Genomic DNA, 17672 nt, shown 5'->3' on the forward strand with positions numbered 1-17672 from the left:
GCGGTCCTGTTTTTCGGCTGGACCATATTTTATCGACCGGCGGACGGGAACCCTGCCCGGGCCAAAAACTGTCCGGAGTGCGTCTCTTTGGCTCTACACATTTGCGGCGAAGGATTATAAGGTCCGCGCACATTTCAAAGCATTCGGAGATCACCATGGCCGGTCACAACATTCCCCACTTCCAGAACGACGGCGGACACCGCGTTGTCGAAGTCGGTGTGAAGGAATTCATGTGCACCGGTGCCTCGGCTCCTTTCGACCACCCGCACATCTTCATCGACATGGGCGATGACAACGAGAAGGTCTGTTCCTATTGCTCGACGTTGTACCGCTTCAACAGCGCGCTCAAGGCAAACCAGACCAACCCTGCCGGTTGCGTTTTCCACGTCAAGGCAGCGTAAAGCCGCGCCCTAGAGATCGGACATACCGATGCCGGTCGAACATGCCGCCATCATCGGCGCGGGCGTCGCGGGTCTGACGGCGGCACTTGCGCTGGCAAAGCATGGCATCAGCTCCGAAATTTTCGAGCAGGCACCGGCGTTGACGGAAGTCGGCGCCGGCCTCCAGCTCTCACCTAACGCGACGCGAATTCTCGACAGGCTCGGCGTTATCGAGAGCTTGACCGACGTCTGGCTGGAGCCGCAGTCGATCCGGCTGATATCAGGCACCTCGCTTCGCGAACTCGCGGCCGTTCCCTCGGGCCAGTTTGCTCGCAGTCGCTGGAACGCGCCCTATGGCGTGCTGCATCGCGCGACGCTGCAGGCCACCCTGCTCGATGCCGTTCTGAAGAGCCCGCACTGCACGCTGCATCTCGGCGCAGGCATCGAAAACGGCGAATTGCCCAGCGTAATCCGCAAGGCCGATGTGTTGATCGGCGCGGACGGCGTCTGGTCAAAGGCGCGCGGGCTGATCGACGGCAGCCCCTCCTCCCGCTTTTCCGGCAATGTTGCCCACCGTTTCACGATTGCGGCGAAGAATGCGCCCGCGTTCCTTGATCGCGCCAGCGTATCGGCCTTTCTCGGGCCGTCGGCCCACCTCATCTGTTACCCTCTCCGGGAAACCGAGAGCTTCAACATGGTGGCGATCGCCTCCGGGCATGCTGCGTCCCATGCCTGGCTTGGGCAGCCGACAGCTGCTCAGCGGCAACACCTGATATCGCGGTTTTCACGCTGGAACGGCGCGCTTGTGTCGCTTTTCGCCGGCGCGGGGGAGATGACCTTCTGGCCGCTTTACGAAGCGACGGCCGGCAAATGGCAGAACGGTCGCGATACCGTGCTGATCGGTGATGCGGCGCATGCGATGATGCCGTTTGCGGCGCAGGGGGCGGCCATGGCGATCGAGGACGCCTATGAACTCGCGGCATTCCTCGCCACGCGCTCCACAGCCGAAGCCCTTCCGCTCTTCGAAGCGCATCGGCTGCCACGCATAAACCGGCTGCGACAGCGCGGCGCATTCAACCGGTTCGCCTATCACGCCCGCGGGCCGATCCGCGTCGGACGCGACATCGTGCTGTCGCTGAAACCGCCGCAAAGTCTCGCGGCGGATCTTGACTGGATCTACGGCTACCGTGCCATCGATTGATCAGACGGCCTTTGCGGCGGCAAATCCCCGCTCGATATCGGCCTTGATATCGGCCACATCCTCCAGGCCGATCTGCAGGCGGATGACCGGTCCTTCGGTCGGCGCCTTGGTGACGCGGCGGTCGTTGAGGCCTACGTGAACAGCAAGGCTCTCGAAGCCACCCCAGGACCAGCCGAGACCGAAGATCTGCAAGGCGTCGAGGAAGGCATGCGCCTTGGGCTTGAAGCTGCTGACTGTGTCAGCCTTGAGCACGAAGGAGAAGATGCCGCTCGCGCCCTTGAAGTCGCGCTTCCAGAGATCGTGCCCCGGAAAGCTCGGCAGAGCTGGGTGCATGACCGCAGCGACGTCCTCCCTGCCCTCGAGCCACTTGGCGATCGTCAGAGCGCTCTCGTAGTGACGTTCGAGACGAACGCCCATGGTCCGCAGGCCACGCAGGATCTGGTAGGCATCGTCCGGAGCACCGCAGATGCCCAGCGTGATATTCGCCTCGTGGAGCTGTTCCCAATGTTTGGCGTTGGCCGAGACCGTGCCCATGAGAATGTCGGAATGGCCGGACGGATATTTCGTGGCCGCGTGGATCGAGATGTCGACACCGTAATCGAGCGGCCTGAAATAGATCGGCGTCGCCCAGGTGTTGTCCATCGTCACCACCGCGCCATGCTTGTGCGCGATTGCGGCGATTGCCGGTATGTCCTGCATTTCAAAGGTGTTGGACCCGGGAGCCTCGGTATGGACAAGCTTGGTGTTCGCCTTGATCAAGGATTCAATACCCGCGCCGACCATCGGGTCGTAGTAGTCGACCTCGACGCCGAGGCGCTTCAGCATCGTATCGCAGAAATGCCGAGTGGGGCCGTAGACCGAATCGACGACCAGCGCATGGTCGCCCGACGACAGGAACGCGAGGAACGGAACGGTGACGGCTGCAAGGCCCGACGGGACCAGGATGGTGCCTGCCGATCCTTCAAGCGCGTCGATCGCGTCGCAAAGCGCGTCGGTGGTCGGCGTGCCACGTGTTCCGTAGGTATATTTCTGCGCGCGCGTTTCCATCGCCTTTGCCGTCGGGAACAATACGGTCGAGGCATGTACGACCGGCGGATTGACGAAGCCATGGTAATCGGCGGGATCGTTGCCGAGGTGGGAAAGGCGCGTATTGATGCCTGCGTTCAGTAGCAGACCGTCTCTGTCTTTCATGTCGGAAATAGCCTTTGGCGGTGGGATGGAAGTGGCAGACTCTTGAACCTGCCCGGCCGTGCGGTCAACCCCCGCGCGAACGTGCGACCATGTTCCGACACTACGAATCCGCTCGCCAGATCAGTGCTTTCCAGCGGATTTTTTCGCCAGATGCTGCCTAACGGATAGTCATCTGCTTGTTTTGCGCTCCCGGGCGAGCGATTTGCCGAATTATCACGCAATATTGCGGCGCGACACTTGACCGTAGTGACATTTGCGACTGTGATAGAACCACTCGCGCCGGGAGGGTGTCGGGTCGCTTGGGAGGTTTGTGCGCTTCGGCCGACGCTCCCACAAGAAAAGATAAGACAAAGGAAAAGGTTGGGAAAAATGAAGATTAAGCTTCTGTCGGCCACGATCGGCGCAGCGATTTTCGCGCTTGGCGCTTCGACCGCTTCGGCCACCACTCTGGAAGAAGTGAAGGCAAAAGGCTTCGTGCAGTGCGGCGTCAATACCGGCCTGACCGGCTTCGCCGCGCCTGACGCATCCGGCAACTGGGCCGGTTTCGATGTCGATTTCTGCAAGGCGATCGCCTCTGCCGTCTTCGGTGACCCGACCAAGGTCAAGTATACGCCGGTCAACGCCAAGGAGCGTTTCACGGCTCTGCAATCCGGCGAAATCGACGTCCTGTCGCGCAACACGACATGGACCATCAACCGCGATACGGCACTCGGCTTCAACTTCCGTCCGATCACCTACTACGATGGTCAGGGCTTCATGGTTCGCAAGAGCCTGAACGTGAAGTCGGCTCTGGAGCTTTCCGGCGCTGCAATCTGCGTCCAGGCCGGCACGACAACCGAGCTCAACCTCGCCGACTACTTCAAGACCAACAATCTGCAGTACAACCCGGTGGTTTTCGAAAACCTGCCGGAGGTCAACGCTGCATACGACGCTGGTCGCTGCGACGTCTACACGACCGACCAGTCCGGCCTCTATTCGCTGCGCCTGACGCTCAAGAATCCCGACGAGCACGTCATCCTTCCGGAAATCATCTCCAAGGAGCCGCTCGCGCCGGCAGTTCGTCAGGGTGACGACCAGTGGTTCGACATCGTTTCGTGGACGTTCTACGCCCTGATCAATGCTGAAGAGTTCGGCATCACACAGGCCAACGTCGACGAGATGAAGAACTCTCCGAATCCTGACATCAAGCGCTTCCTCGGCACCGAAACCGACACGAAGATCGGCACCGACCTCGGCCTCACCAACGAGTGGGCCTACAATGTCGTCAAGGGCGTCGGCAACTATGGCGAAGTCTTCGAGCGCAACGTCGGCCAGGGCAGCCCGCTCAAGATCGCGCGCGGCCTGAACGCTCTGTGGAACAAGGGCGGCATCCAGTACGCACCGCCGGTTCGTTAGTCGAACCAGCAACGAAAGCCAGGAAAGGCGAGCGATCGCCTTTCCTCTTCCAAAAAGAAAGCCCGAAAACGGGCGCATAGGGGAATGGCTCGGCATGACGCAAGAGGCAGTGGAATCGACACATTTGCCCGGGACCGGCTGGAATATAAGATCGGCCATGTACGACCCGAAGTATCGGGGTATCTTCTTTCAGGCTTTGACACTGGTGATCCTCGTCGCCTTCGTCTGGTGGATCGCTCACAACACGGCCGTAAACCTTGCCCGGAGCAACACCGCATCCGGCTTCGGATTTCTTCGCGGCCGCGCCGGCTTTGAAATCGGCCAGTCGCTGATTTCATTTTCCAGTGACGCGACCTACGGGCGCGCCTTGCTGGTCGGGATACTGAATACCTTGCTCGTGGCCGTCACCGGCATCGTCACGGCGACAATCATCGGCTTCATCATCGGGATCGGGCGCCTCTCGCACAACTGGCTGATCGCCAAACTGTGCACGATCTATGTCGAGGTATTCCGCAACATCCCGCCGCTGCTTGTCATTTTCTTCTGGTATCTTGGGGTTCTCGCCGTTCTGCCGCAACCACGCGAATCCCTCGCTTTGCCGCTCGGCATGTTCCTCAACAACAGAGGTCTCGCCTTCCCGAAAGCCATCTTCGGGACCGGCATGATCGCCGTCGGAATCGCATTCCTGATTGCAGTCGTTGCCGTGTTCTTCATGGCGCGGTGGGCTCATAGACGCCAGGCGGCCACGGGTCAGCCGTTCCACACGGTATGGGCGTCGATCGGACTGCTCATCGGACTGCCGCTTGTCGTCTTTCTCCTGACCGGCCTCCCACTGTCGTTCGACATGCCGATTGCCGGAAAGTTCAACCTGACGGGCGGTTCGGTTGTCGGCCCGGAATTCATGTCGCTCTTCCTGGCGCTGTCCTTCTACACTGCCTCGTTCATCGCCGAGATCGTTCGCGGCGGCATTCGCGGCGTACCCAAGGGGCAATCCGAGGCGGCTGGTGCGCTGGGACTGCATCCGTCGAGCGTCACGCGACTTGTTGTCGTGCCGCAGGCGTTGCGTATCATCATACCGCCGCTGACCAGCCAATACCTGAACCTGACGAAGAACTCGTCGCTCGCCATCGCGATCGGCTTTGCGGATCTCGTGGCGGTCGGTGGGACAATTCTCAACCAGAGCGGCCAGGCGATCGAGATCGTCTGCATCTGGGGCATCGTCTACCTCGGCATCAGCATCGTCACATCGCTGTTCATGAACTGGTTCAATGCCAAAATGGCGCTGGTGGAGAGATAAGATGTCCGTATCCAATCATTCCTTCGTCAGATCGGCCATGATTGCCCCCGCGCCGGCTCCGTCGAGCCAAAAGGGTGCAAATGCATGGATTCGGAAGAACCTGCTCGCGACCCCCAAGGACGTCGTCCTGACGATCCTTGCGCTTACGCTGCTTGCCTGGTGCGTGCCGCACCTGGTCAACTGGCTGTTCGTTCAAGCCGTCTGGACCGGACCGGACCGGACATTCTGTGCCACGACCGTGCAGGGCGGCGTGCAGCCTGAAGGCTGGAGCGGAGCCTGCTGGGCGTTCGTCAGCGCCAAATACGACCAGTTCATCTTCGGGCGCTATCCGCTCGCAGATCGCTGGCGCCCGACCATCGTCGGCATCCTGTTCGTTCTCCTTCTTGTGCCGATGCTGATCCCCTCGGTGCCGCGCAAGGGACTGAACGCCATCCTGCTCTTCATCGTGTTCCCGATCGTTGCCTTCTGGCTGCTCCACGGCGGCCTGGGTCTCGAGATCGTTGATACACCGCTCTGGGGCGGCCTGATGGTGACGCTGATCCTGTCCTTCGTCGGCATCGCCGTGTCGCTTCCCTGCGGCATCCTGCTGGCGCTCGGGCGACGATCGACAATGCCAGTCATCCGGATGCTGAGCGTAGCTTTTATCGAGATCATCCGCGGCGTTCCGCTGATCACCGTGCTCTTCATGGCAAGCGTCATGCTGCCGCTCTTCCTGCCAACCGGCTGGACGGTGGACAAGTTGCTGCGCGCGCTGATCGGCGTTTCGATCTTCACGTCGGCCTACATGGCCGAAGTTATCCGCGGCGGCCTGCAGGCGATCCCGAAGGGGCAGTCCGAAGGCGCGGACTCGCTCGGCCTCGGCTATTGGCAGAAGACACGGCTGATCATCCTGCCGCAGGCCATCAAGCTCGTCATCCCGAGCATCGTCAATACCTTCATCGGCACGTTCAAGGATACGTCGCTGGTCACCATTATCGGCATGTTCGACCTGCTCGGCATCGTGAAATTGAACTTCTCGGACGCCAACTGGGCGACTGCCGTCACGCCGATGACGGGCCTGATCTTCGCAGGCTTCGTTTTCTGGCTATTCTGCTTCGGCATGTCGCGCTATTCAGGATTCATGGAACGTCATCTCGACACAGGCTATAGACGATAAGCCGCAAGCAACAAAAATGAGGGAACACGCATGGCTGAAATCAAACCCAAGAAATTGACCGTCTCCGCGACCGATGTGGCCGTCGATATTGTCAACATGAACAAGTGGTACGGCGATTTTCACGTGCTGCGCGACATCAACCTCAAGGTCATGAACGGCGAGCGCATCGTCATTGCCGGGCCGTCGGGCTCCGGAAAATCGACGATGATCCGCTGCATCAACCGTCTGGAAGAACACCAGAAGGGCCAGATCGTCGTCGATGGCGTGGAACTGACCAACGATCTCAAGAAGATCGACGAGGTGCGCCGCGAGGTCGGCATGGTTTTCCAGCACTTCAACCTGTTCCCGCACCTGACCATCTTGGAAAACTGCACACTGGCTCCGATCTGGGTGCGCAAGATGCCGAAGAAGCAGGCCGAAGAAGTCGCGATGCACTTCCTCAAACGCGTCAAGATCCCCGAGCAGGCGAACAAGTATCCGGGCCAGCTTTCGGGAGGCCAGCAGCAGCGCGTGGCGATTGCCCGCTCGCTTTGCATGAATCCGAAGATCATGCTGTTCGACGAGCCGACATCGGCACTCGATCCGGAAATGATCAAGGAAGTGCTCGACACGATGGTCGGGCTTGCCGAAGAAGGCATGACCATGCTCTGCGTCACCCACGAAATGGGCTTTGCCCGCCAGGTGGCAAACCGAGTGATCTTCATGGACCAGGGGCAGATCGTCGAACAGAATTCGCCGGCCGAATTCTTCGACAATCCCCAGCACGAGCGCACCAAGCTCTTTCTCAGCCAGATCCTCCACTAGGTACAGCGCCCCACACCCATGCGAAGGCCGCCGGCTATGCCAGGCGGCCTTTTTCGTTCGGCAAAGCGGCCGGCGGCAAAATACGGCGCCCAAAAAAAGAGGGCCCCGCGATGCAGGGCCCTGGCACTCCTGGCAGACAGGCGTTCTCGGTAGCCGAGCCTGTCAGGTCTTCAGCTTGGCATTGCAAAGGCTGTAATAACCGCCGCCCTTCTGGATCCACTTCAGGCCGTTGAGCGTGTTGGCCTCCTTGTTCACATGATAGGAGTCGACGCAGGTGTGCATACGACCCTTGCCCGGTGTTTCCTTGGCATATTTCGGGGCGATTGCCGTCGGGAACGTCACGCCCTTCGGCGCCGTCATCGTCGGCTTCACGGGTTCTTCATCGGTCGCCATGGAAACATCAGGCTCGGCCGTCGCGTCGGGACCGCACTGCGCCTTGCGGAAGTCGTTCCACTTGATGTCCTTGGCGGATCCGTCGGCCTGTGCCGACTTATACTTCGCGCTGCACTCCTTCATGGTAAGCGCCGAGGAGGGAGTGGCGAAGGCAAGCGCCCCGAGCAGGGAAACGGAAGCAAGAAGTGTCAAATGCTTGATCATGATCATTCCTCCAACGCCTCAGATAGGCTAACCGACTATCATTCCCGGTATTTTTCTTGTCAACGCGGCATTTTCGCAACCGATGCGATAAATTGTCGGGCGCACATCGACGTCTGCTCCGTCAGCCGCCGGGCAATCCGCGCCGCCGTCCGGATGCGTCCTTCCGTACCCTCTGCGTGAGTGGTACACTGGCGGCTGCTGGTTCTTCCCTGCATTTCCAATGGAGGATGACATGCGCCAACCCGACATGCAGAAAGTGGATGCCCTCGTCGGCCGGTTGATCGGCGACGTCGGCGCAGCCGTATCCGGCGCCCTGGTGGTGCTCGGCGACGATGTGGGACTTTTCAAGGCCATGGCCGACGGCATCCCGGTGACGTCGACGGAGCTTTCCAAGAAGACCGCGATCAAGGAGAGGTATCTGCGCGAATGGCTCTCCGCATTGGCGGCAGCCGACTATCTGACATACGACGAGAAGACGGACCGCTTCTGCCTGACGCCCGAACAGGCCATGGTCTTCGCCGAGGAAGGCAGCCCCGCCTTTTTCACCGGCGCCTTCCAGTTGGTACAGGCGATGTGGACCGACGAACCCAAGATCGCCGATGCCTTCCGCACCGGCAAGGGTGTCGGCTGGCACGAACACAGCAACTGCCTGTTCCGCGGTACTGAGCGCTTTTTCCGGACAGGCTACAACAACAGTCTGATCGCCGACTGGATTCCAGCGCTTCAGGGTGTCGAGGCACGCCTGAAGGCCGGCGCCAAGGTTGCCGACATCGGCTGCGGCCACGGCGCCTCGACCATTCTGATGGCAAAGGCCTATCCTGCTTCGACGTTCTTCGGCTTCGACTACCATATGCCGTCGATCGAGCGGGCGAGAGCCGCCGCCAAGGAGGAAGGCGTTGCCGATCGCGTCACCTTCGAGCAGGCATCGGCGGCGAGCTTCCCGGCGGGGCGCTACGACCTCATCGCCATGTTCGACTGCCTGCATGACATGGGCGATCCTGTCGGCGCGGGAAAGCACGTGAAGGAATCGCTCTCTGACGACGGGACGTGGATGATCGTCGAACCCTTTGCGCATGATTGCCTGAAGGACAACCTCAACCCGGTCGGGCGCGTCTATTACGGTGCGTCGACGATGATCTGCACGCCTGCTTCGATGTCTCAGGAGGTCGGACTGGCGCTCGGCGCGCAGGCCGGCGAGACGAAGCTGCGCAAGGTGGCGCTCGACGCCGGCTTCAAGCACTTCCACCGGGCGACGGAGACGCCGTTCAACATGGTCTTCGAGGTGCGCGCCTGACGGCGGGCCTCCCACGCGAGCCGGCCGCATGCGGCATTCACGCGACCGGACAATGCGTCATCGAAATTAGCATAGATATATCAGCAACATAGATAAAATGCCGGAAAGCCCTATCAAGATCAGAACGCCGGATTCATCCACAGGCGCAGAAAAAATCGCGTCATTCAGACTTTTCTTTGCTTTGCCGCTTGCGGGATTCGGAAGGCCTGACTATAAGGGCGCCACCACGAAGGAAGCGCCCTTCGTCTATCGGTTAGGACACCAGATTTTCATTCTGGGGACTCCCCTAGGGCGTGCCACTTCTCTCTGTTTTCCATCCCATTCGACGCTTGCAGAAGACGCCAGTCTTTCCTATTTTCAGTGGGTACGGAGCGCCCTTCGTCTATCGGTAAGGACGACAGATTCTCATTCTGTAAAGAGGGGTTCAACTCCCCTAGGGCGTGCCAATTTCATTTGCGCCTCGCTTCAAACATATGTGCCTCACGAGAATGGTACGCGCGGGTCCTGCACCAGGTAGAATTCGGGAACCGGCGTGACGTCGGTGATGAAGAAGCCAAACTCCGTTTTGTCCTGGGGATCCGTGTGGCCGTTTTCGAAGCGTAGCCGATCGAAGCTCTCGAAGTGGCTTTCGAAACGGGCAAAACGGTCGGAGGAGATGAAGTCCGGATTGGGGTTGGTCTGGCCAAACGACAGACCGTCATTGAAGTCGCTCGGTTTGCCACTGATCTCCTGAAGTTCGAATTCGAACGCGATCCAGGCCAGTCCGCTCTTGTTCACGGCGACGACACGCAGGTGGAAGGCACCGCCAGTCGACCTGTGAAGCTGAGCTGCGGTCCTGATCACCAGCGTGACCGGGGCCGCCGCGTCGAGTTCCTCGTCGATTTCGATCGGATCGGATTTCGTACCCGATCCTGTCACGGACAGGATGCGAAAGCCGCCAAGCTCATCGGAGAAGGAATATTCGCCGGCATACCAGCGCCCGTCGTCAGCCGGTCCGGCACTGATGAGTGACAGTGAGAGCAACGCAGCCAGAATTCGCAAATGACGGGTCATCGATCTGGTTCCTCGGGGACGTCTCGACCTCGGGCGACATTCGCAGGATGCGTAGCTGACGACGCGCCTGCAGCTACATGTATGTGCTCCCAGTTCTCTTCCGACGCGTTCGGGACCGCCAATCGCGGCCTAGTCCCGATACTGCGGTTCCTCGGCGTCGAGCGTACGTTTGATCGCAGCCAGATGGAGCCTGGCGGATTCCGGATCGCCCTCCCGCATCTGCCGATAGGCGGCTTCCGCGATGGCCGGGTCGACCGGGAGCACCTCCCGGCCGGTCGATAGCGCCAGGGTCTGCACCTGGCAGGCGCGCTCCAGAAAGTAGAGATCGTCCCATGCCTCGGCGATATTGGGCGCAAGCACCATGACGCCATGGTGTTTCATGAACACGACATCGGCATCGCCGACCGCAGCTGCAATCCGGTCGCCTTCGCGCTCGTCCAGTGCCAAGCCGTTGTAATTCTTGTCAAAGGCAGTGCGCCCGTAAAACTTCAGCGCGGTCTGCCCGGCAAAAATGAGCGGGTCGCCTTCGGTCATCGACAGGGCCGTCGCATAGGGCATATGGGTGTGAAACGCCACCTTGGCACGCGGCAGCCGCTTGTGGATACGCGCATGGATATAGAAAGCGGTCGCTTCAGGCTGGCCTTCGCCCGAAACCACATTGCCGTGGAAATCACAGACCAGCAGTTTCGAGGCGGTTAATTCGCGGAACGCGGATCCGTACGGATTGACGATGAACAGGTCGTCGTATCCCGGGACGACCGCGGAGAAATGATTGCAGATGCCCTCCTCCAGGCCGTATCTGGCCGCCATTCTGAAGCAGGCGGCAAGATCGACCCTCGCCTGCCAGACGACGTCACTGTCGAGATCAGGCTGGTTGGCACCTGGGATATTCGGGGCGACGGATGGAATGTCGAGAGCGTGGGCCATAGTCTATTCCGATGGGATCGTTGGGTCAGAGTTTTGCGGCAGGCGACGGCGGACGATTGCCGCATGGTAGCGGGCTCCATGCAGAAGGCCAGCGTCGTCGAAATCAAAATTCGGATTGTGCAGCGGCGCGGAACCTTCGCCATTACCCATAAAGACGAAGCAACCCGGGACCTTCGCCAGAAAACGGGCAAAGTCCTCCGATGCGGTCATGGGCTCGCGTGCGATCTTCGCATTGGTCTCGGGCAGCACCGAGAGCGCAGCGGCAAACGCCTCGTCGACCAGTGCGGCATCGTTCAACAGCGGCACGAATTCTCGTGTGTAATCCACCTGCACCGCGACATTGTAGGCAAGGGCCGTTCCCTGTGCGATCGTGCGCATCTGCCTTTCGATCTCGGCGCTGACCTCCGGCCGGAAGCTCCTGGCGTCGCCAAGAATGCGCGCGAGCCCCGGCAGCGCGTTGCGCGTACCGTCGGTGACGAGTTCGGTGACCGACACCACAGCAACGTCGGCAGGACTCAGCCGGCGTGAAACGATGGTCTGGAGGTTTGTGACCAGCGCGCAGGCGGCGACCAGCACCTCGTTGCCCGCATGCGGGCGGGCGGCGTGCCCGCCGATACCCGTGAGCACGATCTCGAAATTGTCTTCCGCGGCCATGACAGGTCCGGCGCGCGTTTCGAAATGGCCGACCGGCAAACCCGGCATGGTGTGCAGGCCGTAGATCTCCTCGAACGGAAAGCGCTCCATCAGGCCGTCGTCCAGCATCGCCATCGCCCCCTTGCCCCATTCCTCGGCCGGCTGAAACAGAAATCGGACGGTCCCGTCGAAGCCACCCTGCTCTGCCAGGAGCTTTGCGGCACCCAGCAGCATTGCCGTATGGCCATCGTGGCCGCAGGCGTGCATCGTGCCGGGCGTCTGCGAACGATAGGCCCGTTGTCCCTGCTCGGTGATACGCAGCGCATCCATGTCGGCGCGCAAGGCGATGGAGCGATTGCCGGAACCGCGCGAGAGCGTTCCGACGACCCCGGTGCCGCCGACACCCTCGGCCACCTGCAGCCCGAATTCCCGCAGCTTGGCTGCAACGAAGGCCGAGGTGCGCTTCTCCTCGAAGCCGAATTCCGGATGGGCATGGAGATCGTGCCTCCAGGCCGTCATCTCTGCGTGCAACGCTTGCAAATCGGTCATCTCGGCTCCTTCACGCTGGCACGGTCAGTGCGACGACAGCATCAAGCAGACTGCCTGCGCCTGCGACAAGACAGGCCTCGCCTGCCGGTCGGTGAAAACTTTCGATCATGTGGGGGCCCCCGATCGGACAGCAACATCGGCCGGCTCCATTCCAACCAGTTCGGCGTAACGCTTCGGATCGGTGGCACCTTCGGTGTTGATGACGAAAACACGGGATTGGCCGTTCAAACCGAGGGCCTCGCTTGCCGCCGGATCGTCAAGAGCGCGGACCAGGCCGGCCAGGCCGGCGCCGCCGCTTTCACCGGCGACAACAGGCGGATCGCCGGCGGACGGACGCGCCAGCCGGTTCATGGCTACAATCGCATCGTCTTCCTCCACCGTCATAAAGGCATCCGCCACGCGGGACAGAATACGCCAGGCAACGGGCGACGGATCGTAGCATTCCAGCATGGCCATCACAGTCGGTGCGCCATGCTTGATCTTCGCCGGCCGGCCGGTTCTGGCCGCTTCGAACATGCAGGCGGCGCGTGCGGGATCGACCACGGCAAAGATCGGGCGCGCCTCACCGAAAACCTCGGCGAGGTGGGCAGCGACGGCTGCGGCAATGCCGCCGACACCGCACTGCACGAAGACGTGCGTCGGCGGGACCCGCATCTGGCGCAGCGCCTCCCGCACCAACACGGTATAGCCCTGCATCACCAACCCGGGGATCCGCTCGTAACCGGGCCATGAGGTGTCCGACACAATCGTCCAGCCGTACTCAGCGGCGACGCGCGCGGCCTCTGCGACCGAATCGTCGTAGTTGCCGTCGACGCGAACGATCTCCGCCCCGAACCGCGCAATGGCAGCCACACGTTCGTCGCTGACGCCGGCATGCACTGAAATCACCGACCGGGCTCCGACAAGCTTTGCCCCCTGGGCCACCGAGCGGCCGTGGTTGCCATCCGTCGCGCAGGCGAAAGTCATGGTTGCGGCGACCGCCCGGACTTCGGGCGAATGCAACTCGGCGACGTTCACAATACGCCCGAGGCGCCGTTCGGCCTCTTCGAGCAGTAATCGGACGACAGCGTACGATCCACCAAGCGCCTTGAAGCTGCCGAGGCCGAGGCGATGCCCCTCGTCCTTCACATGGATGGATCCGACCCCGAGTTCACGAGACAAAGCCGGCAAGGCGTGGAGCGGCGTTTCCGCGTGATGCTCGCGATGCTGCAGATAGCGCTCGGCGTTTTCGGCGGCGGCCAGGCCGAGCATTTCGGCATCTGAAGTCAACAATGGCGTATTGTAGTCGATGTGGATGTTTTTCAAAAACATGTCGATCGCTCCCTTGTGCAAGAATATAGTGCAAGGGAGGCGAAAGATGCGCTGCATTTACGCCGATCATTTGCAAGTTTGTATCGTGGAGCGCGCCGATGCCAACCGACCAAGCGGCCCTGGACGCCTTCGACATCGCCATCCTGCGGATTCTGCAGCAGGATAATACGACGCCCCAGCGAAGGATCGGCGAAGCCATCAATCTGTCTGCTCCGGCGGTCCAGAGGCGGATCAAGCGCATGGAGCAAAACGGCGTCATCAGGCAGAATACGGCCCTGCTCGATCCAGCCCAGGTCGGCCAGCCGATCACCATCTTCGTGGAGGTGGAAGTCGAAAGCGAGAAAGCGGAGCTGATCGATGCGCTGAAGCAAAGCTTCGCCGCCGCTCGTGAGGTCCAGCAGTGCTACTATGTAACCGGCGGGGCGGATTTCGTGCTGGTGGTACTGGTGCCTGATATGGCGCACTACGAGCGGCTGACGCGGCGGCTCTTTTTCGATAGCGGCAACGTCCGGAAATTTCGGACTTTCGTCGCAATGGACAACGTCAAGTCGACGCTCTCCGTGCCACTCTGACGCTTCGCCGGGATCTAGGCGCTCATCGCGCCGGGGCTCCGTCGAGCACCCGCAGCTGGATGCGTCGCGAACCCTGATAGTGTTCCGCCCCCAACGAGCCGGCAACATGCATGCTGGCACCGCGCGAGTTCAGAAACAGGTTGCCGAGCTGGGTATCGGCGTCGCGGAAGGCAATTCCGTCAAGGCGGGCGCCGTCCATAGCTTCGAGCGTCACCTTCACATGCTTTTCCCCGACTATGCGGGCATCGCGCACGCGGTGCGCGGGGATCGCAAAGATCGGCTGCGCGTGACCCGATCCATAGGGACCGGCCGTCTCCAGCCGGTCGATCAGGTCGACCGTCGCACCGCTGGCGCCGATCGCGCCATCGATCTTCAGCGTCTCGTTGGCGACGAGGCTCGCCACGGTCTTTTCGGCACGCTCCGAAAAGAAGCTGCGAAGGCGGCCGAGCTTTTCGCGCTCGACCGTTAATCCCGCCGCCATCGCGTGGCCGCCGCCCTTGACGAGCAGGCCTTCGTCGACGGCTGCGCGGACCATCTTGCCCATGTCGAAACCATTGATCGAGCGTCCCGAGCCGGTGCCCCTGCCCGACGGATCGAAGGCGATCGCAAAGGCCGGGCGCTTGAACTTTTCCTTGAGGCGCGCGGCAATCAGCCCGACGATGCCCGGATGCCATTTCTCATGCGCCGTGACGATCACCGAAGCGCCCTCGCCGTCGCCGTATTCAGCCAGCGCCTCCGCCTCGGCCTCCTGCAGCATCGCAGCTTCCATGACCTGGCGGTCGCGATTGAGTTCGTCGAGCTTCTGGGCGATCACCTCCGCTTCCCCGGCGTCGTCCAGCGTCAGCAGCCGGCTGCCCAGCGCAGCATCGCCGATGCGGCCGCCGGCATTGATGCGCGGGCCGATCAGGAAGCCGAAATGATAGGGCGTCACCGGCCCGGCAAGCCCGGCCTTGCGAAACAGCGCCGCAAGCCCCGCATTTCCCTGATGGCGGGCGGCGATCAGGCCTTTCACCACATAGGCGCGGTTCAGACCCTTCAAGGGCACGACGTCGCAGACGGTCGCCAGCGCCACGATATCCAGCCACTGGAGCAGATCGATGGAACGCGCTCGCGGATCGCCGGCCTCGCGCAACAGGCGCAAGGTGGCCACGAGGACGAGGAACACGACGCCTGCCGCGCAGAGATGCCCCTGCCCGGAGAGATCGTCCTCCCGGTTCGGATTGACCAGCGCGTGGCAGGGCGGAAGGTCATGTGTCACCTGGTGGTGATCCACGACCACGACGTCGACCTGGCGCCTGGCGGCCGCCGCCAGCGCATCGTGGCTCGTGGAACCGCAATCGACGGTCACGATGAGCCGGGCGCCGTTGTCGATCAGCTGATCGATCGCGGCGGCGTTCGGCCCGTAGCCTTCGAAGATGCGGTCGGGAATATAGATCGCGGCCTTGACGCCGAAATGCGTCAGGAAGCGGTAGACCAGTGCCGAGGAAGAGGCGCCGTCGACATCGTAGTCGCCGAAGATCGCGACCTGCTGCCGGCCGCGGATCGCCTCGACAAGCCGCTTTGCGGCTTTTTCGCAATCGGTCATCGTGTAGGGATCGGGCATGAGGTTGCGCAGCGTCGGATCGAGAAACTCGACGGCCTCGTCAACCGTGACACCACGTCCGGCCAGGACGCGCGCAATCAGGTCCGGCATACCGTGCATCTGCGACATCGCCAGCGCGCGGTTTTGGCCGGCCTGGTCCAGGCGCGATATCCAACGATTGTCCAGAACGGATTTCTCGACGCCGAGAAACGCTCGCTGTACCGGATCGGCGGGTATTTCCACTCTGTCGCCTCTTTGCCTCGTCTGATGTCACCGCCCCGGGACCGAGGCGACATCGGCACATCTAGGCTGCTTCCTGCGACGTGGCAACGCCTGCTCGTTCCTTCTCCCCAGCGGGAAGAAGGAACTGCTGCCGGTCAGGTGTCTTTCGGGCGCTCGATGCGGATGACCTGCGGCTCGCCGACGTGGAATCCCTCTTCCTTGATCGCGTTGACGGCCTTGCGTACGGACTGCTCTGTGGTCGCGTGGGTGACCATGATGATCGTCTGATGGTGCGAAGGCGCCAGGTGCTGCTTCGAGCGCTGCACGATCGATTCGAGCGAGATCTGGTTCTCGGCCATATGGGTAGCGACGCTGGCGAAGACGCCGGTACGGTCGAGCACCGTCAGGCGGATGAAGTAACCGCCTTCGTGGCTCTGCATCTGCGCCTTGCGGTAAGGCTCCAGTGACTTGGCGGGATGGCCGAGGACCGGAACCTGCTGCACGCCCGGACGGCTCTTGGCGATGTCGGCGATATCGCCGAGAACGGAAGAGGCGGTTGCGTTGCCGCCGGCACCGGGACCGACCATCAGCAGTTCGCCGAGGACGTCCGATTCGATCGCCACCGCATTGGTGACGCCATCGACCTGGGCGATGACGGAATCGACCGGTACCATGGTCGGGTGCACGCGCTGCTCGATGCCGGTTTCCGTCCGCTGGGCAACGCCGAGCAGCTTGATGCGATAGCCGAGGTCGGCGGCCGCATGGATGTCCTCGATCGAGATGTTAGTGATGCCCTCGAGATAGATGTCGTCGACCGCGATCTGGTTGCCAAAGGCAAGCGTCGTGAGGATGGAGAGCTTGTGGGCCGTGTCGTTGCCCTCGATATCGAAAGCGGGATCGGCCTCCGCATAGCCGAGGCGCTGCGCCTCTTTCAGGCAATCTGCGAAGGACAGGCCTTCCTTCTCCATCTTGGTCAGGATGTAGTTGCAGGTGCCGTTCATGATGCCGTAGACGCGCGCGATCGTATTGCCCGTCAGGGATTCACGCAGCGCCTTGATAACAGGAATGCCGCCGGCAACCGCTGCTTCGAAATTCAGCAGCGCACCCTTCTCTTCCGCAATCGTCGCCAGCTCCACGCCGTGATAGGCGAGCAGCGCCTTGTTGGCTGTCACCACATGGAGACCACGCTGCAGGGCCGTGCGAACCGAGAGGTTCGCCGAGCCTTCGGCACCGCCCATCAACTCGACGAAGACGTCTATATCGCCCTTGGCCGCGAGGTCTTCCGGCCGATCGAACCACTCGATGCCGCCGACATTGATGCCGCGGTCCTTGGTCTTGTCGCGGGCCGAAACGCCCGTAATCAGGATCGGACGGCCGCATGTTGCGGCAAGCTCGTTGCTACGCTGCTGAATGATACGGACAAGCGAAGCACCAACGGTACCCAAGCCCGCAATGCCGATTTTGAGGGCATCTGCCATGGATCGATCCTGAGATTTGTCATGAGGCAG

Annotated in this window: 16 protein-coding genes and 2 tRNA genes; 10 read left to right on the top strand and 8 right to left on the bottom strand. The window is 61.6% G+C overall.

What is annotated here, in order from left to right; genetic code table 11:
* The first annotated feature begins 155 nt into the window (after positions 1-155).
* Complete coding sequence (locus tag ASC97_RS13490; protein WP_057468825.1) at positions 156-401, top strand: zinc-finger domain-containing protein; 246 nt, start codon at positions 156-158, stop codon at positions 399-401.
* 28 nt (positions 402-429) lie between these two features.
* Entirely contained in the window at positions 430-1581 is a 1152-nt protein-coding gene (locus ASC97_RS13495) for an FAD-dependent monooxygenase (RefSeq protein ID WP_057468826.1), read from the top strand.
* On the opposite strand, the gene ASC97_RS13500 is transcribed toward ASC97_RS13495, so the two are convergent.
* Entirely contained in the window at positions 1582-2772 is a 1191-nt protein-coding gene (locus tag ASC97_RS13500) for a cystathionine beta-lyase (protein ID WP_057468827.1), read from the bottom strand.
* A 369-nt stretch (positions 2773-3141) separates the two neighbouring features.
* On the opposite strand from ASC97_RS13500, the gene ASC97_RS13505 reads away from it, so the two are divergent.
* The 4 genes from ASC97_RS13505 (at position 3142) to ASC97_RS13520 (ending at position 7424) form a co-directional block, all read left to right on the top strand.
* Complete coding sequence (locus ASC97_RS13505; protein ID WP_057468828.1) at positions 3142-4167, top strand: amino acid ABC transporter substrate-binding protein; 1026 nt, start codon at positions 3142-3144, stop codon at positions 4165-4167.
* Positions 4168-4261: 94 nt separating this feature from the next.
* A complete protein-coding gene (locus ASC97_RS13510) occupies positions 4262-5464 on the top strand; it encodes an amino acid ABC transporter permease (RefSeq protein ID WP_057468829.1) in 1203 nt (400 codons plus the stop codon).
* 1 nt (position 5465) lies between these two features.
* A complete protein-coding gene (locus ASC97_RS13515; protein WP_057468830.1) occupies positions 5466-6620 on the top strand; it encodes an amino acid ABC transporter permease in 1155 nt (384 codons plus the stop codon).
* A 30-nt stretch (positions 6621-6650) separates the two neighbouring features.
* The gene (locus tag ASC97_RS13520; protein ID WP_037061447.1) at positions 6651-7424 is read left to right on the top strand and encodes an amino acid ABC transporter ATP-binding protein; all 774 of its coding nucleotides are present in this window, start codon (positions 6651-6653) and stop codon (positions 7422-7424) included.
* 162 nt (positions 7425-7586) lie between these two features.
* Here ASC97_RS13520 and ASC97_RS13525 read toward each other — a convergent pair whose 3' ends face one another.
* Entirely contained in the window at positions 7587-8021 is a 435-nt protein-coding gene (locus ASC97_RS13525) for a hypothetical protein (RefSeq protein ID WP_057469358.1), read from the bottom strand.
* Positions 8022-8253: 232 nt separating this feature from the next.
* Between ASC97_RS13525 and ASC97_RS13530 the strand changes: the two genes are divergently transcribed.
* From ASC97_RS13530 to ASC97_RS13535, 3 genes are all read left to right on the top strand, one after another.
* Positions 8254-9315 (top strand): class I SAM-dependent methyltransferase, encoded by a 1062-nt coding sequence (locus ASC97_RS13530; RefSeq protein WP_057468831.1) that lies wholly within the window; start codon positions 8254-8256, stop codon positions 9313-9315.
* Positions 9316-9550: 235 nt separating this feature from the next.
* A tRNA-Glu gene (locus ASC97_RS33970) sits at positions 9551-9614 on the top strand.
* 72 nt (positions 9615-9686) lie between these two features.
* A tRNA-Glu gene (locus ASC97_RS13535) sits at positions 9687-9761 on the top strand.
* A 34-nt stretch (positions 9762-9795) separates the two neighbouring features.
* On the opposite strand, the gene ASC97_RS13540 is transcribed toward ASC97_RS13535, so the two are convergent.
* From ASC97_RS13540 to ASC97_RS13555, 4 genes are all read right to left on the bottom strand, one after another.
* Positions 9796-10368 carry a hypothetical protein gene (locus ASC97_RS13540; RefSeq protein WP_057468832.1) on the bottom strand — a complete coding sequence of 191 codons (573 nt, stop codon included), beginning with the start codon at positions 10366-10368 and terminating at the stop codon, positions 9796-9798.
* A 129-nt stretch (positions 10369-10497) separates the two neighbouring features.
* A complete protein-coding gene (locus ASC97_RS13545; RefSeq protein WP_057468833.1) occupies positions 10498-11295 on the bottom strand; it encodes an aldolase in 798 nt (265 codons plus the stop codon).
* A 3-nt stretch (positions 11296-11298) separates the two neighbouring features.
* On the bottom strand, positions 11299-12477 hold the full coding sequence (locus tag ASC97_RS13550; RefSeq protein WP_057468834.1) for a M20 aminoacylase family protein: 1179 nt from the start codon (positions 12475-12477) through the stop codon (positions 11299-11301).
* Positions 12478-12582: 105 nt separating this feature from the next.
* A complete protein-coding gene (locus ASC97_RS13555) occupies positions 12583-13788 on the bottom strand; it encodes a diaminopropionate ammonia-lyase (RefSeq protein WP_057468835.1) in 1206 nt (401 codons plus the stop codon).
* 98 nt (positions 13789-13886) lie between these two features.
* Here ASC97_RS13555 and ASC97_RS13560 point away from each other — a divergent pair, with 98 nt between their 5' ends.
* Complete coding sequence (locus ASC97_RS13560; protein WP_057468836.1) at positions 13887-14360, top strand: Lrp/AsnC family transcriptional regulator; 474 nt, start codon at positions 13887-13889, stop codon at positions 14358-14360.
* 22 nt (positions 14361-14382) lie between these two features.
* On the opposite strand, the gene recJ is transcribed toward ASC97_RS13560, so the two are convergent.
* Together recJ and ASC97_RS13570 are read right to left on the bottom strand one after the other, a co-directional pair.
* Positions 14383-16185 carry a single-stranded-DNA-specific exonuclease RecJ gene (gene recJ / locus ASC97_RS13565; RefSeq protein WP_057468837.1) on the bottom strand — a complete coding sequence of 601 codons (1803 nt, stop codon included), beginning with the start codon at positions 16183-16185 and terminating at the stop codon, positions 14383-14385.
* A gap of 134 nt (positions 16186-16319) precedes the next feature.
* Positions 16320-17642: a homoserine dehydrogenase gene (locus tag ASC97_RS13570; protein WP_057468838.1), complete on the bottom strand. Its 1323-nt coding sequence runs from the start codon at positions 17640-17642 to the stop codon at positions 16320-16322.
* Positions 17643-17672: the final 30 nt, after the last annotated feature.

Source organism: Rhizobium sp. Root1203, assembly GCF_001424945.1.
Classification (GTDB): Bacteria; Pseudomonadota; Alphaproteobacteria; order Rhizobiales; family Rhizobiaceae; genus Rhizobium.